Origin of the sequence: Acidovorax sp. JHL-9 (genome assembly GCF_000426205.1) — a bacterium.
Classification (GTDB): domain Bacteria; phylum Pseudomonadota; class Gammaproteobacteria; order Burkholderiales; family Burkholderiaceae_C; genus Acidovorax; species Acidovorax soli.
Genome location: NZ_AUEX01000013.1, coordinates 63817 through 78354, shown reverse-complemented (window position 1 = coordinate 78354; position 14538 = coordinate 63817). Strand labels below are relative to the sequence as shown.

Sequence of the window (14538 nt, the reverse complement as noted above, 5' to 3'; positions counted from 1 at the left end):
TACCATGTCCACGATGCACCGTTTTTTGAGTCTTTTCGGCCGTTTGCGATTTTTGGCTGTGCCGCTGTTGCTATGGGTAACGCAGCAACCGGCGCATGCAGACCTGTGGGCCTTTGTGGACGAACGCGGCGTGACCCACTACGCCGCAGAGCAGACGGATGCGCGTTACCAGCTGTTCTTCCGTGGCACGCAATTCGATTCATCGAGCAATGGGCCGCCGGGTGCATTGGGGCCTATGCCGGGGGCGCTGCCCGCAGCCAGTGCGCGTTTGCTGGCGTTTTTTGACATCTCGCCCGACTACCAGCGCGTGAGGCACCACCTGCGCGCATCGGCCAGCCACCAGGGCGTGGACTATGAATTGCTGCAGGCCCTGATCGCCACCGAGTCGGGGTTTGACGCTGGTGCCGTCTCCCCCAAGGGCGCCATTGGCCTGATGCAGGTGATGCCGGCCACGGCGGGGCGCTTCGGCGTGGCGGCGGACGCCCGCCGGACCGTGGCGCAGAAACTCGTGGACCCGGCCGTGAATGTGTCCACCGGCACCCGCTACCTGCGCTACCTGCTCGATCTGTTTCCCGGCCGCATGGACCTGGCCCTGGCCGCCTACAACGCGGGTGAGGGCGCGGTGAAAAAGGCGGGCAACCAGATTCCGGCCTTCAAGGAAACCCAGAACTATGTGCGCACCGTGCTCGGCCTGTATGCCCAGCTCAAGCCGCCTACGACCGTGCTGGCCCAGCGCACCGCTGCGGGCCGCGTGCGCATGGAGCTTCCGGGCGGCGCCCTGGGCCGGGACAAGCTTCCAGACACGCGTGATTTCGCACCAGAACGTGATTGAACCGAACCCGAACGAATGAGCGACCAACCCACTCTCGATTTCACCACCGCTGGCGATGGGGGTGACTCCCTGGATCTGGCAGGCTACGCCCAGCGCGCCTACCTCGAATACGCACTCTCTGTCGTCAAGGGCCGCGCGCTGCCTGATGTGTGCGACGGCCTCAAGCCCGTGCAGCGGCGCATCCTGTACTCGATGGATCGCATGGGCCTGGGCTATAGCGGCCCCACGCGCAGCACGGCGGCCAAGCCGGTCAAGAGTGCCCGCGTGGTGGGCGATGTGCTGGGACGCTTTCACCCCCACGGCGACCAGTCGGCCTATGACGCACTGGTGCGCATGGCGCAGGACTTTGCCCAGCGCTACCCGCTGATCGACGGCCAGGGCAACTTCGGCAGCCGCGACGGCGATGGCGCCGCCGCCATGCGCTACACCGAGGCGCGCCTGTCGCGCATCACCAGCCTGCTGCTCGACGAGATCGATGAGGGCACCGTGGATTTCATGCCCAACTACGACGGCAGCACCGAGGAGCCGCGCCAGTTGCCCGCACGCCTGCCATTCGCGCTGCTCAACGGCGCCAGCGGCATTGCCGTGGGCCTGGCCACTGAAATCCCCAGCCACAACCTGCGCGAGATTGCCGATGCCTGCATCGCGCTCATCAAGACGCCCGCGCTGAGCCAGGAAGAGCTGCTGGCCATCGTGCCGGGCCCGGACTACCCTGGTGGCGGCCAGATCATCAGCAGCGCGGGCGACATTGCCGACGCCTACCGCACGGGCCGGGGCAGCCTCAAGGTGCGGGCGCGCTGGAAGATCGAAGAACTGGCCCGTGGTCAATGGCAGCTGGTGGTCAACGAGCTGCCGCCCGGCGTGAGCACGCAGCGCGTGCTCGAAGAGATCGAGGAAATCACCAACCCCAAGGTCAAGGCCGGCAAGAAGGCATTGAACCAGGACCAGACGCAGCTCAAGGCCAGCATGCTGGCCGTGCTGGACGTGGTGCGCGACGAGTCGAGCAAGGATGCGCCCGTGCGCCTGGTGTTCGAGCCCAAGACGGGCAAGACCCCGCAGCAGGAGCTGATCACCGCGCTGCTGGCCCACACCAGCCTGGAGACCTCGGCCCCCATCAATCTGACCATGGTGGGGCTGGATGGCAAGCCCGTGCAGAAATCGCTGCGCGTGATGCTGGAAGAATGGATCGCCTTCCGCCAGACCACCATCACCCGCCGCAGCCAGCACCGGCTGGCCAAGGTGCTGGACCGCATCCACATCCTGGAAGGGCGGCAGACCGTGCTGCTCAACATCGACGAGGTGATCGCCATCATCCGTGCTGCGGAGGAGCCCAAGGCCGCGCTGGTAGCGCGCTTTAACCTGAGCGACCGGCAGGCCGAGGACATCCTGGAAATCCGCCTGCGCCAGCTCGCGCGGCTCGAAGCCATCAAGATCGAGCAGGAGCTGAAGGAACTGCGCGAAAGCCAGGGCAAGCTCGAAGACATCCTGAACAACCCCGGTTCGCTGCGCCGCACCATGGTCAAGGAGATCGAGGCGGACGCCAAGACCTTTGCCGACCCGCGCCGCACGCTGATCCAGGCCGAAAAGAAGGCCGTGGCCGAGGTCAAGGTGGTGGACGAGCCGGTGACGGTGGTGGTGTCCCAAAAAGGCTGGGTGCGCGCCCGCACTGGCCATGGCCACGAGGCGGCCAGCTTTGCCTTCAAGGCGGGTGACGGGCTCTATGCCACGTTTGAATGCCGTACCGTGGACCAGCTCATCGGGTTTGGCAGCAATGGCCGCGTCTATTCGGTGCCGGTGGCGCAACTGCCCGGCGGGCGAGGTGACGGGCAGCCTGTGACCACCCTGATCGAACTGGAGTCGGGCACGCAACTGCTGCATTACTTCGCCGGCCCGGCCAGCGCCACCTTGCTGCTGTCGAATTCGGGTGGCTATGGCTTTCTGGCCAGTGTGGAAAACCTGGTGTCGCGCCAGAAGGGCGGGAAGTCCTTCATGACCTTGGGCGATGGCGAGAGCGTGTGCCCACCCTCCCATGCGGCGGGCAGCACCGGGGGGCAGCCGCTGCCTGCCGCCACGCATGTGGCCTGCGCCTCGGCGGGGGGGCGCATCCTGACGTTCGAGATCAGCGAACTCAAGACCATGGCCAACGGTGGCCGTGGCCTGGTGCTGATCGACCTGGAGCCCAAAGACCAGCTGGCGGGGGCCGCCGCTTACACGCGCAGCATCCGCATCGAGGGTGTGGGCCGGGGCGGCAAGGTGCGGGAAGAAACGCTGGAAATCCGCTCGCTCAACAATGCCCGCGCCGCACGGGGGCGCAAGGGCAAGGTCGCAGATTTAGGCTTCAAGCCCGCATCCGTGGTGCGCGTCGAATAATGGCTGTGCGCCGGCATTTTTCGCCGGAATGGGACGCCCGACGGGAATGCTAGGGATTCGTGAAAACAGAAAATTGCACACTGTCCGTGGCAAATCATCCGAGTGCGGGCGACCAATGATGCAGAACCGGCTTCGTCTTGCCCGCCAGCTGTGGCTGGCCGTCACCGGGCCATGGTCATGCGGAGCGTGGTGGCAGGTTTTCGGGGTACCGGCCGGCAAAGGTGCAGACCGACGCGGTGGTGAAGGACATGGCAGCGCGGGTTCCCGCAATCTGCAGGCACCAGCGGCCGCCATGGAGCAGTTCACCGGCACCATCCAGCAAAGTGCCCGCAGCGCCCATCAGGCGAGCGGCCTGGTGGTGGCCCCTGGCGGCTGAGTGCCTTTTGGAGCGGACTGATCACAGTACGCTCCGTCTTTCAGGCCAGTTCGGCGATCAATTCGATTTCCACACATGCCCCCATGGGAATCTGCGCCACGCCAAAGGCGCTGCGGGCGTGCACCCCTTTTTCACCAAAGACCTGGCCCAGCAGCTCGCTGGCGCCATTGGTCACCAGGTGCTGTTCGGTGAAGTCGCCGGTGGAGTTGACCAGGCTCATCACCTTCACGATGCGCTGGACGCGGTTGAGGTCCCCCCCGCAGGCTGCGTGCAGCGTGCCCATCAGGTCGATCGCCACGGCCCGGGCGGCGGCCTTGCCTTCTTCGGTGGTGATGTCGCGGCCAAACTGGGCGGCCCAGGGCTTGCCGTCCTTGCGTGCGATATGGCCGCTCAGGAACACCAGGTTGCCGGTCTGCACATAAGGCACATAGGCGGCCGCAGGCACCGACACGGGGGGCAGGGTGATCTGGAGTTCTTTCAGCTTGTCGTAAACGCTCATGGTTTTCCTCGGAGGGGTGAAGGGAAAGTCCGGTCAGGCGTGCAATAGAGTGCGGCGCCTGGATTTCGGTGCAGAGGGCGCCAGTGTTGCACAAGCCTGCGCGAAAACCGCCCATTTCTGCGATGGAAGGTGGGTTTAGCATGTGCCCATGTCACCCATTGCGCCCAGCGCCATCCATCCTGCTGCGCCCCATCCGCCAGAGGAGAGTTTCGCGCGGGGCGCCTGGCGCTTGCCGGCGTGCTTGCTGGGGATGCTGGTGGGTGCGGCGCTGCAGTTGCAGCAGCCCCTGCTCTGGAATGGGCGGGCCTATGGGGTGGTGCTGGCCCTGGCGGGTGTGGCGTGGCTCCTCAGTGGTTCGCGCAGGGTATTGCGGGTGGCGTATCACCTGGCTGCCGGGCGGCGTGTGGCACGGTGGTGGGCCTTGGGCTTTGCAGCCTGTGCGGGGGCGCTGGCCTTGTTTGCGCTGTGCGGGCTGCGTGCCGGTGCCTATGCGTCCCATGCGCTGGCACCGGGGCTGGAGGGGCGCGACCTGCGCGTGACCGGTGTGGTCGCCACCATGCCGCAGGTGAATGAAGCGGGTGTGCGCCTGCGCCTGGAAATCGAGTCTGCCTTGTGGCAAGGCACGGCGGTGACGCTGCCGCCGTTGGTGGATGTGTCGTGGTACGGCGAGCCGGCGCAGGGGTGGGCGCAGCCTGCCGATGCAGGGCGGCAGCCGCCACCACTGCGGGCCGGCGAGCGCTGGGAAATGACGGTGCGCCTGAAAGCCCCCCACGGTGCGCGCAACCCCCATGGGTTCGACTTCGAACTCTGGATGTGGGAGCAGGGCGTGCAGGCCACGGGCTATGTGCGCACCGGCGCGAAGGATGTGCCGCCGGTGCGGCTGGGCAGCACCTGGCGCCACCCTGTCGAGCGCGCGCGCCAGGCTGTGCGCGACGCCATCGTGACCCGCCTCGCCGGCCATGCCGCTGCTGGCGACGAGGGCCCAGGGCGTGTTGCGGGGGTGGTGGCAGCGCTGGTCACGGGCGACCAGCGCGCGATTGACCGTGCCGACTGGGATGTGTTCCGCGCCACCGGCGTGGCGCACCTGATGAGTATTTCGGGCTTGCACATCACCCTGTTTGCCTGGCTGGCGGCACTGGTGGTGCGGCGGCTGTGGTGCCGTTCTTCGCGCTTGTGCCTGGCGCTGCCGGCGCCCTCTGCGGCGCTGCTGGCGGGTGTCCTGCTGGCCGCTGGCTATGCGCTCTTCAGTGGCTGGGGTGTGCCCGCGCAGCGCACCGTGCTGATGCTGGCCACCATTGCCGCGCTGCGCTTGAGCGGGCGCCGCTGGCCTTGGCCACAGGTGTGGCTGCTGGCCTGTGCAGTGGTGGTTGTGGCGGACCCTTGGGCGCTGTGGCAGGCGGGATTTTGGCTGAGTTTTGTCGCTGTGGCGGTGCTTTTTGCGACGGATCCGATAGCCGGTCGCAATGACGGTACGGGCGCCAGAGCCCATTTCTATGCACTTTGGAGAGAGCAGTGGGTCGTCACGCTGGCGCTGACGCCGCTCACCCTGCTGCTGTTTGGCCAGGTGTCGCTGGTGGGGTTTGCGGCCAACCTGCTGGCCATTCCGTGGGTCACGCTGGTGGTGACTCCGTTGGCGCTCGCGGGCGTCTTGTGGGCGCCGCTGTGGAGCCTGGCCGCATGGGCCGTGCAGCCCCTGGCTGTTTTCCTGCAATGGCTGGCGGCCTGGCCTTTTGCGGTAGCGTTTGTGCCGATGGCGCCGCTGTGGGCGGGCGTGGCGGCCGTGGTGGGCGGCACCCTGCTGGCCATGCGCCTGCCCTGGGCGGTGCGCGCGCTGGCGCTGCCGCTGCTGGTGCCCGCGCTGTGGTGGCAACCGGCGCGGCCTGCGCCGGGCGAGTTTGAGGTGCTTGCGGCCGATATCGGCCAGGGCAACGCCGTGCTGGTGCGCACCGCCAGCCATGCGCTGCTGTACGACGCCGGCCCCCGCTTCAGCCGTGAAAGCGACGCGGGCCACCGGGTGCTGGTGCCGCTGCTGCGCGCTTTAGGCGAGCGGGTGGACCTGCTCATGCTGAGCCACCGCGATTCCGACCACACAGGCGGCGCGGCGGCCGTGCTGGCCCAGCAACCCCAGGCCGCCGTGACGGGATCGATCGAGGCCGAACATGGCTTGCAGGCGTTGCGCCCGGTCACGCCCTGTGTGGCGGGTCAGCGCTGGGATTGGGATGGCGTGGCCTTCGAGGTGCTGCACCCGGCGGTGGGCGATGGCGCCCGCGCCAAGAGCGCCGCACGCACCAATGCTGCCAGTTGCGTGTTGCGCATCGCGACGCAGGGGCCGCAGCCCGCCGTGGCCTTGCTGGCCGGGGATATCGAGCAGGCCCAGGAGCAGGCCCTGGTGGCGGGTGCCGCACCGCTGGCCGCCGATCTGCTGCTGGTGCCGCACCATGGCAGCAAGACGTCGTCGAGCGCGCCGTTTCTGGACGCTGTCCAGCCGCGCACCGCCCTGGTGCAGGCCGGTTACCGCAACCGCTTTGGCCACCCGGCTCCCGAGGTGCTGGGGCGTTACCAGGAGCGGCAGATCCGGGTGGTGGAGTCCGCACGCTGCGGTGCGGCCACCTGGCAGTCGCTGCAGCCCCGGCAGGTGCGCTGCGAGCGGGAGGCCGGGCGGCGCTACTGGCAGCATACCCTCGCACCCTGACCGGCGTCAGGCGCCAACGCCTGCGCGAGCGGTCTGGTTGCATGGGTTGTCATGGAGCAGAGGCGGTGGGTGCGCAACTTGCTATCCTGATTTCCAGGAGGCCCGCCGATGCAGAAATTCGACGAGATGTACGCCATGCTGCCCTTTGACGGCAGCGATGTGCGCGAACACTACAAGCGCTATGGCCAATGGCTCGCGCGCCAGCCGGCAGACGCCATGCAGGCCCGGCGTGCCGAGGCCGAAATGATCTTCCGGCGCGTGGGCATCACGTTTGCGGTCTATGGCACCAAGGACGAGAGTGGCGCGGGCAGCGAGCGGCTCATTCCGTTCGACCTGATTCCCCGCATCATTCCGGAGCATGAATGGACGCAGATGCAGCGCGGCCTGGTGCAGCGGGTCACGGCGCTCAACCGCTTCATCCATGACGTGTACCACGGCCAGGACATCCTGCGTGCCGGCATTGTTCCGACCGACCTGGTGCTGAGCAATGCCCAATACCGCCCCGAGATGGTGGGTGTGCAGGTGCCTTGCAACCTCTATGCGCACATTGCCGGCATCGACATCGTGCGGGCCGCCGACGCCCAGGGCGATGGCGTGTACTACGTGCTCGAAGACAACCTGCGTGTGCCCTCGGGTGTCTCCTACATGCTGGAAAACCGCAAGATGATGATGCGGCTTTTTCCCGAGCTGTTCAGCGCGCATGCGGTGGCCCCGGTGGCGCATTACCCCGACCTGCTGCTCGAAACCCTGCGGGCCAGCGCCCCGACCACCGTGGCCGCGCCCACGGTGGTGGTGCTCACGCCCGGCATGCACAACAGCGCTTATTTCGAACATGCCTTTCTGGCGCAGCAGATGGGGGTGGAACTGGTGGAGGGGCAGGACCTGGTGGTCAAGGACCGGTTTGTGTACATGCGCACCACGCGCGGCCTGCGGCGTGTGGATGTGATCTACCGGCGCGTGGACGACGATTTCCTCGATCCGCAGGTGTTTCGCCGCAACTCCACGCTGGGCTGCGCCGGCCTCATGGACGCCTACCGCGCGGGCAACGTGGGCATCTGCAATGCCGTGGGGACGGGCGTGGCCGATGACAAATCGGTCTACCCCTATGTGCCCGAAATGATCCGCTTTTACCTGGGGGAAGCGCCGATCCTGCAAAACGTGCCCACCTGGATGTGCCGCAAGCCTGACGATCTGCAGCATGTGCTGGCGCACCTGCCCGAACTGGTGGTGAAGGAAGTGCATGGCGCCGGGGGCTACGGCATGCTCATCGGCCCAGCCGCCACGCAGGCAGAAATCACCGACTTTCGCCGTGCCCTGCTGGCCAATCCGGCGGGCTACATCGCCCAGCCCACGCTCAGCCTGTCCACCTGCCCGACCTATGTGGACAGCGGCATCGCTCCGCGCCACATCGACCTGCGCCCCTTCGTTCTCAGCGGGCGCGGGGTGCAGATGGTGGCCGGCGGCCTCACGCGCGTGGCGCTGCAGGAAGGCTCGCTGGTGGTCAACTCCTCGCAGGGCGGGGGCACCAAGGACACCTGGGTACTGGGACAGGAAGGGGGTGAAACATGCTGAGCCGTACTGCCGACCACTTGTTCTGGATGTCACGCTATACCGAGCGGGCAGAAAAGGTTGCCGCAGGCGGACTTTCATCACAACACAGCGCGCGCGCGCAGCGCGTGCGGGGTTCTCTGCCCGGGGAGGAAGCATGCTGAGCCGCACTGCCGATCATCTATTCTGGATGTCTCGCTATACCGAGCGGGCAGAGAACACCGCCCGCATGCTCAATGTGAGCTACGAGACATCGCTGCTGCCGCAGTCCGCCGCTGTCGCCCAGGAGGGCTGGCTGGGCTTGCTGTCGATCAGCGAGCTGATTCCGGCCTACACCGCAAAGCATGGGGAGGTCGCCCCCGCCAAGGTGCTCGAATTCATGGTGCGCGATGGCAACAACCCGTCCTCCATCCTGTCGTGCCTGCGGGCAGCGCGCGAGAACGCGCGGGCGGTGCGCGGGGCACTCACCACGGAAGTCTGGGAAACGCAGAACCAGACCTGGCTGGAACTGGCCCGGCAACTCGAAGGCGGCGCCTTCGAGCGCGATCCTGCGCAGTTCTTCGAGTGGGTCAAGTACCGCTCGCACCTCTCGCGCGGGGTCACGCTGGGCACCATGCTGCAGGACGAGGCCTTTCATTTCCTGCGCCTGGGCACCTTCCTGGAGCGGGCCGACAACACGGCGCGGCTGCTGGACGTGAAGTTCCATGCGGTCGAGAGCGATTTTTTCGGCCGCGCCAGCGAGCGCAACCAGGAAAAGGACTTCTACCACTGGAGCGCCATCCTGCGCAGCGTGTCCGCCTTCGAGGTGTACCGCAAGGTCTACCGCGACGTGATCACGCCGGGGCGGGTGGCCGACCTGCTGATCCTGCGCCGCGACATGCCGCGCTCGCTGCATGCCAGCCTGCGCGAGGTGGTGGACAACCTGGCCATGGTGGCCAACGGGCAATCCGCCGAGACGCAGCGCTGTGCCGGGCGGCTGCTGGCAGACCTGCAATACGGGCACATCGACGAAATCCTGGCCACCGGCCTGCACGCCTATCTCACGCAGTTTCTGGACCGGGTGAATGACCTGGGCGGGGGGATCAGCCGCGACTTCCTGGTGGTGGCAGCCGATTGAGGCATCCGGTTCCGCCGCTTCCCAGGCGCCAGCGTTTGTGCCGGGAGCTTCAGGGGGCGTCTGGCGCCTTGCGCCGCTGCTCGCGCAGCATGAAGAGATAAAGACTTTCGACCTTGGCGCGCGCCCAGGGCGTCTTGCGCAGGAACTTCAGGCTCGATGACACGCTGGGGTCGCTTTGAAAGCAGCGCACCGGGATGCGCTCGCCCAGCCCCTGCCAGCCAAAATAGTCGGCCAGTGCCACCACCATGGCTTCCAGCGTCACGCCATGCAAGGGGTTGTGGGCCTGGGTGGCGCGCGCACCGGGGGGCGCCGCGATGTCGGCTGCGGGCTTGTCGGGGGCCGGGGTGGGGGGGGATGCTGGGGCATTCATGGCCGCAAGCATAAGGCGAATGCGAACATGGCGGTGGCGCATGTGACGCACTGCAGCAGGGGCACGTTCTGGCGCAATTGAGCCGCCCGGTTCAATGCCCAGGGGATGCTTGGGCGTTCCATGGCGTTGCAGATATCGGGGCAGCGTGCGTGAAAATCTGCCAGATTCGGAAGGATGGTCAACCGCGCTCCCGCCGTTCCCCGTTCACGCGCAGGCGGCCGCATGGGTTGGAGCGCACGTTGGTCATGCTGGCCTCCAGAGCGAATCACTGGGCCATCATTTCCTTCATCAATGGCGTCGCATCTTCTTCGCTCACGACCTTGATGGTCATGGGGTCGCCCCCCAGCGGAAAGGCCCACGACTTGCCAGGGCTGTAGCCCACCACCAGGTAATACGTGTTGTTCGCTTGTGCTTCCAGATGGGCGACACGCTTGCCGGACGGAAAGGGTTTGAATCGGAATTCATGCGGGCCGGGCGCGATGCTCAAACGCTTGTATGTGCTGCGAGGCAGGCTGACCAGTTCCTTTCCGTTGTCTGTGATGTCCTGGTTGCTGGCCAACAAAGTGGGGCCGCTGATATTGAGCACCACCAAAAATGCCTCCGGCTCTTGCGCCTTCACAACAGGTGGCTCCACTGTGGCAGCGATATCTTCTGCCCATGTCACGCCGATTGCAGCGAACACGATCCATAAGCCCACAGCCGTTCTGCGCAATAAAGCCATCATGTCGTCTTCTTTCACGGTAGCCATACACTGCCAGCATACTGGCGACCATGGGCCATGTGAAGTCTGTCGGGGTGGTGACTGGGCGCATCACCGATGTGCTCAAGACCCGCCGGTTCAACAGCCATGCAGCGGTATCAGGAGCACCCGGATCTGTTCCACAGGCGGCCATATGATCGTCCGGGATGCGCCCCTATTTGACAAGAATAATCAAATGGGCAGGCCGCGTCAGAAATCCACGCTGGCGCTGATCGACAGCGTGCGCGGCGCACCCACCACCAGGTAGCCCTGGCCGGGGTAGCCGCCGGCGGATGCCCAGTAGCTGCGGTTGGTCAGGTTGTCGATGCGGGCACGCAGCGTGACGAGGCGGCCTTGCACTTCGGTGAGGTAGCGGGCACCTGCGTCCAGGCGGCTCCAGCGGGGCAGCTGGAGGGTGTTGGTGGCGTTGGCGTAGCTGGCGCCGGTGTGCACCACGTGGCCATCCAGGGCCAGGCCGGGTAGGCCGGGAACATCCCATTCGGCGCCCAGGTTGGCTTGCAGCTTGGGCACGCCGATCACGCGCTTGCCATCGGTCGTGGCCGATCCGGTGGTCTGCTGCGTGGCGTCCAGCCAGGTCAGGCCGCCCAGCAGGCGCAGGCCCTTGGTGGCCTCGCCCTGCACGGCCAGCTCCAGGCCCTGGTGGCGGTCTTTGCCGTTGGTGCCAAAGATGTTGTTGCTGTCCAGGTAGGCGCGGGGCTTGTCGGTGCTGAAGAAGGCCAGGCTGCCGCCCACGCGGCCGCCGTCGTACTTCACGCCCACTTCCTTTTGCCTGGAGACGTAGGGCGCCAGCATGTCACCCCGGTTGGCGGCGGTGCTGGGCGCGGTTTGCCCCTGGCTCAGGCCTTCGACGTAGTTGGCGTAAAGCGACACGCTCCTGTCCAGCTTGAACACGCCAGCCAGCAGCGGGCTGGTGCGGCTTTGCTCGTAGCGGTCGGTGAGTGCGGCAGTGCCATAGGCGTAGTTGCCGATGTCGATCTTCTGGTGGCGCAGGCCGGCCGTGAGCAGCAGGCGCTGGTCCATGAGCGACAGGGTGTCGCCCACGGCAACGCTGGTCAGGCGCGTGAGGCCGGTGCGCAGCGGGTGGGCCAGATCGCCGCCGCGGAAGGCGTTGGCACTGAAGGCGGGCAGGCTGGTGGCCACGGGGCCGTACAGGTGGGTGGCCTGGGTGTTGGCGTAGTCCATGGCGTAGGCGTTTTTCTTCTCGGCGCTGAAGGCCGAGGCCACAGCCACCCATTCGTGCCCCACGCCGCCCGCTTGCAGCTTGCCGCGCAGGCCGAGTTCACCGGTGTTCACGCTGTCCTTGCGGGTGTTGTCGAAGCGGTAGGTGGTGGCGGCGCCTGCCGCATTGTGGACGGTGAGGTTGGCCAGCGCGTTGGCTTCTTCGCTGCGGCGCGCACCGGCTGCCGCCCAGGCGGTCACGCTGGTGCCGATGTCCCATTCGCCGCGCAGCGTGCCGAAGGTGTCGCGCTCGTTGGAATAGCTCCAGGGCTGGGCGAAATTGGTCTGGTTGTCGGGCGCCGCAGGCACGCTGGTGGCGGAGGGGCCCAGGGTCACGTTGGTGCGGGTGCGCTGGAGCTTGTGGTCTTGCCAGCCGATGTCGCCCGACAGGCGCACGTCGCGGCTGCGCCAGTCCAGGCCCACGGCCAGCAGGCCGAGCCGGGCGTCTTCGTCGTTCACGGCGGTGCCGCCCTGGTGCGAGGCTGCGTTCACGCGGATGCCGGTGCTGCCGTCCGGACCGAAGCGGCGAGCGATGTCGGCCGCCACCTGGGTCTGGCCGCCGCTGCCCACGCCAAAGGTCACGCGGTTCAACGGCGCATTGGGGGCACGCTTGGGCAGCAGGTTGATGCTGCCGCCAATGCCGCCGCCACCGGGGCTGGCGCCGTTCAGAAACGCCGAGGCGCCCCGCAGCACTTCCACACGCTCGAACAGTTCGGTGGCGATGTACTGGCGTGGCAGCAGGCTGTACAGGCCGTTGTAGGCGGTGTCGTCCGAAGCCAGGATGAAGCCGCGAATGAAGTAGGCCTCCTGGAAATTGCCAAAGCCCCGTGCCACGCGCACGGTGGGGTCGTTTTGCAGCACATCGCCCACGCTGCGGGCGTGGCGGTCCTGGATGAGTTCGTGGGTGTAGCTGGTGATGGAGAACGGCGTCTCCATGGCGTCGCGTGTGCCCAGAACGCCCGCACGGCCGCCGTGGGCCACCTGGCCGCCGGCATAGGCGGGCGACAGGCCCGGGGCCGATGCGTCGGCGCTGGCGTTCACCGTCACGGTGGACAAGGTCTTGTCGCCGTTCGCGGTGGTGGTGGACGCTGTCTGGGCCTGGGCCGAGGGCAGCGCCAGCACGCACAGCATGGCGGCAGGAGTCGGGGCGAATACCGGGCGTTTGCGGGATGGCGAAGAGAGGTGGAAATGGCGCATGGTGATCAGCGGTGGGTTGAGTGAGGTGTGCAAGCGTTGTCGGCGTCGCAGCGGTGATGCAGTGCAAGGGCGACCGGGGCGGGCAGGGCACGTGAACGGGGCCAGGCGTGCCAGCCCATCACGGCCACCGGCAGGCCCAGACCCAGCCAGGACCACCAGTCGCCCCAGGTGTCGGATACCAGGGCGGTTGCAAGACCCGAAGCCGACAAGACGGCCAGGGCCAGGGGCCAACCCCACATGGCGAGAAAGGACGACTTTTTCATGCCGTGTGCTTGCTGTGGGTGAGTGCCGTGGCCACCAGGGGTTGGCCCTTGACGGGCGGCGTGGACGTGGTCTGCGCCGCCGCCGCCGGGGCCTTGCGGCGCAGCCACAGGTACAGGCCGCTGCCCAGCACCGCGATGGTGGCAATGTCCAGCAGCGCCCAGAGGATCTTCATGGGCATGCCGCCGTAGTCGCCAAAGTGCAGCGGCTGCGAGACCAGCAGCGCCGTCACATACCAAGGCAACTGGGGCGCAGCGGTGACCTGCGCCGTGCGCGCATCCACCAGCACCGGCTGCAGCAGGCGCGAGGTAAGGGGCGTGTTGCCGCGCAGGAAGAACGTGTTGTGGTGCGGACTGGAAAACGACGTGCCCGGGAACGCGATGAACGACAGCCTGGTGCCTGGCGCCTCGGCTTGTGCTGCCTCCAGCGAGTGCTGGAGCGGGCCGCGCTCGATGGCGGGCACGATGGGCTGGCCTTCATACGGCTTGAGCAAGGCCGAAAGCTGGTCGTGCTGCCAGTATTGGATGACCAGATCAGCCCAGGTGTTGACCATGCCCGTGGCACCCACCACCAGGGCCCACGTCAGCGTGACGATGCCCAGCAGGTTGTGCAGGTCGAGCCATTTCACACGGGTGGACCGGTGCTGCCGCACCTCGCCAAAGCACAGCTTGCGCATGAACGGCGCATACAGCACCACGCCCGTGACGATGGCGACGAGCAGCAGCAAACCCATGAGCCCCAGGAATAACTTACCGGCCAGGCCCGCGAACAAATCCACATGCAGGCGCAACATCACATGCATGAAGCCTTCGCCCACCGGCAGCTCGGAGAGCACGGCACCCGTGCGGGCGTCCACGGCGATCGACTTGAAGTCGTCGGTGGGCGCGGGCGTGGGGGTGAGGGTGACGAACCAGAGCGCATCGTCGTCCTCGGGTTGCGACGCGAACTGCACCACGCGCTGCGGGTGCAGTGCCTGTGCGGCGGCCAGCACCTGGTCGAGGCTGGCTCGTGGCGTGTTGGCGGGCATGGCCGGTGCTTCGACCTCGGTGCCCAGCAGGTGCCCTATTTCATGGTGAAAAATGAGCGGCAGGCCCGTGAGGCACAGCAGCAGCATGAACACGGTGCACACCAGGCTGGACCATTGATGGACCCAGGACCAGCGACGGATGGCGACGGGAGAAAGCATGGCGGGGCGGTTGGTGCTAAAGGTTTGGCGGGCACTTGCGCGAATCCCTGGCCCGCGCCTGCACGGCCCGATCACCGGCTGGCAGGGATGCAGACAGAAGGTCCGTGGGAGC

General features: G+C 66.9%; 12 protein-coding genes. 6 read left to right on the top strand and 6 right to left on the bottom strand.

The window, feature by feature from the left end; translation table 11 throughout:
- Positions 1 to 4: 4 nt before the first annotated feature.
- Both K225_RS0110380 and parC read left to right on the top strand, forming a co-directional pair.
- Positions 5 to 832: a lytic transglycosylase domain-containing protein gene (locus K225_RS0110380; RefSeq protein ID WP_238323217.1), complete on the top strand. Its 828-nt coding sequence runs from the start codon at positions 5 to 7 to the stop codon at positions 830 to 832.
- A 15-nt stretch (positions 833 to 847) separates the two neighbouring features.
- Positions 848 to 3202, top strand: a complete 2355-nt coding sequence (gene parC / locus K225_RS0110375; protein WP_026436343.1) for a DNA topoisomerase IV subunit A — start codon at positions 848 to 850, stop codon at positions 3200 to 3202.
- A gap of 416 nt (positions 3203 to 3618) precedes the next feature.
- Here parC and K225_RS0110365 read toward each other — a convergent pair whose 3' ends face one another.
- The gene (locus tag K225_RS0110365) at positions 3619 to 4077 is read right to left on the bottom strand and encodes a RidA family protein (RefSeq protein WP_026436342.1); all 459 of its coding nucleotides are present in this window, start codon (positions 4075 to 4077) and stop codon (positions 3619 to 3621) included.
- A 148-nt stretch (positions 4078 to 4225) separates the two neighbouring features.
- Here K225_RS0110365 and K225_RS0110360 point away from each other — a divergent pair, with 148 nt between their 5' ends.
- From K225_RS0110360 to K225_RS0110350, 4 genes are all read left to right on the top strand, one after another.
- A complete protein-coding gene (locus K225_RS0110360) occupies positions 4226 to 6769 on the top strand; it encodes a DNA internalization-related competence protein ComEC/Rec2 (protein ID WP_051248859.1) in 2544 nt (847 codons plus the stop codon).
- A gap of 108 nt (positions 6770 to 6877) precedes the next feature.
- Complete coding sequence (locus K225_RS0110355) at positions 6878 to 8341, top strand: circularly permuted type 2 ATP-grasp protein (protein ID WP_026436340.1); 1464 nt, start codon at positions 6878 to 6880, stop codon at positions 8339 to 8341.
- Positions 8335 to 8481, top strand: coding sequence for an alpha-E domain-containing protein (locus K225_RS22805; protein WP_081679651.1), 147 nt, complete (start codon positions 8335 to 8337; stop codon positions 8479 to 8481). The genes K225_RS0110355 and K225_RS22805 overlap by 7 nt, the downstream gene beginning before the upstream one ends.
- A complete protein-coding gene (locus K225_RS0110350) occupies positions 8475 to 9434 on the top strand; it encodes an alpha-E domain-containing protein (protein ID WP_026436339.1) in 960 nt (319 codons plus the stop codon). Before K225_RS22805 ends, K225_RS0110350 begins: the two co-directional genes overlap by 7 nt.
- A 49-nt stretch (positions 9435 to 9483) precedes the next feature.
- On the opposite strand, the gene K225_RS0110345 is transcribed toward K225_RS0110350, so the two are convergent.
- The 5 genes from K225_RS0110345 to K225_RS20690 form a co-directional block, all read right to left on the bottom strand.
- Positions 9484 to 9804 (bottom strand): VF530 family DNA-binding protein, encoded by a 321-nt coding sequence (locus K225_RS0110345; RefSeq protein WP_034712408.1) that lies wholly within the window; start codon positions 9802 to 9804, stop codon positions 9484 to 9486.
- Between the two features lie 265 nt (positions 9805 to 10069).
- Entirely contained in the window at positions 10070 to 10543 is a 474-nt protein-coding gene (locus K225_RS0110340) for a hypothetical protein (protein ID WP_155885248.1), read from the bottom strand.
- Between the two features lie 210 nt (positions 10544 to 10753).
- The gene (locus tag K225_RS0110335) at positions 10754 to 12979 is read right to left on the bottom strand and encodes a TonB-dependent siderophore receptor (RefSeq protein WP_051248874.1); all 2226 of its coding nucleotides are present in this window, start codon (positions 12977 to 12979) and stop codon (positions 10754 to 10756) included.
- Positions 12980 to 12984: 5 nt separating this feature from the next.
- Positions 12985 to 13242 carry a hypothetical protein gene (locus K225_RS20695; RefSeq protein ID WP_034712389.1) on the bottom strand — a complete coding sequence of 86 codons (258 nt, stop codon included), beginning with the start codon at positions 13240 to 13242 and terminating at the stop codon, positions 12985 to 12987.
- Positions 13239 to 14426 carry a PepSY domain-containing protein gene (locus tag K225_RS20690; RefSeq protein WP_034712388.1) on the bottom strand — a complete coding sequence of 396 codons (1188 nt, stop codon included), beginning with the start codon at positions 14424 to 14426 and terminating at the stop codon, positions 13239 to 13241. Before K225_RS20690 ends, K225_RS20695 begins: the two co-directional genes overlap by 4 nt.
- Positions 14427 to 14538 lie beyond the last annotated feature (112 nt).

Bases quoted from the DNA above. Each gene is read 5' to 3' on its own strand.
- K225_RS0110360 (WP_051248859.1), top strand. From the start codon at position 4,226: ATGTCACCCATTGCGCCCAGCGCCATCCATCCTGCTGCGCCCCATCCG.
- K225_RS0110380 (WP_238323217.1), top strand. From the start codon at position 5: ATGTCCACGATGCACCGTTTTTTGAGTCTTTTCGGCCGTTTGCGATTT.
- K225_RS0110345 (WP_034712408.1), bottom strand. From the start codon at position 9,804: ATGAATGCCCCAGCATCCCCCCCCACCCCGGCCCCCGACAAGCCCGCA.
- parC (WP_026436343.1), top strand. From the start codon at position 848: ATGAGCGACCAACCCACTCTCGATTTCACCACCGCTGGCGATGGGGGT.
- K225_RS20695 (WP_034712389.1), bottom strand. From the start codon at position 13,242: ATGAAAAAGTCGTCCTTTCTCGCCATGTGGGGTTGGCCCCTGGCCCTG.
- K225_RS0110335 (WP_051248874.1), bottom strand. From the start codon at position 12,979: ATGCGCCATTTCCACCTCTCTTCGCCATCCCGCAAACGCCCGGTATTC.
- K225_RS22805 (WP_081679651.1), top strand. From the start codon at position 8,335: ATGCTGAGCCGTACTGCCGACCACTTGTTCTGGATGTCACGCTATACC.
- K225_RS20690 (WP_034712388.1), bottom strand. From the start codon at position 14,426: ATGCTTTCTCCCGTCGCCATCCGTCGCTGGTCCTGGGTCCATCAATGG.
- K225_RS0110365 (WP_026436342.1), bottom strand. From the start codon at position 4,077: ATGAGCGTTTACGACAAGCTGAAAGAACTCCAGATCACCCTGCCCCCC.
- K225_RS0110355 (WP_026436340.1), top strand. From the start codon at position 6,878: ATGCAGAAATTCGACGAGATGTACGCCATGCTGCCCTTTGACGGCAGC.
- K225_RS0110350 (WP_026436339.1), top strand. From the start codon at position 8,475: ATGCTGAGCCGCACTGCCGATCATCTATTCTGGATGTCTCGCTATACC.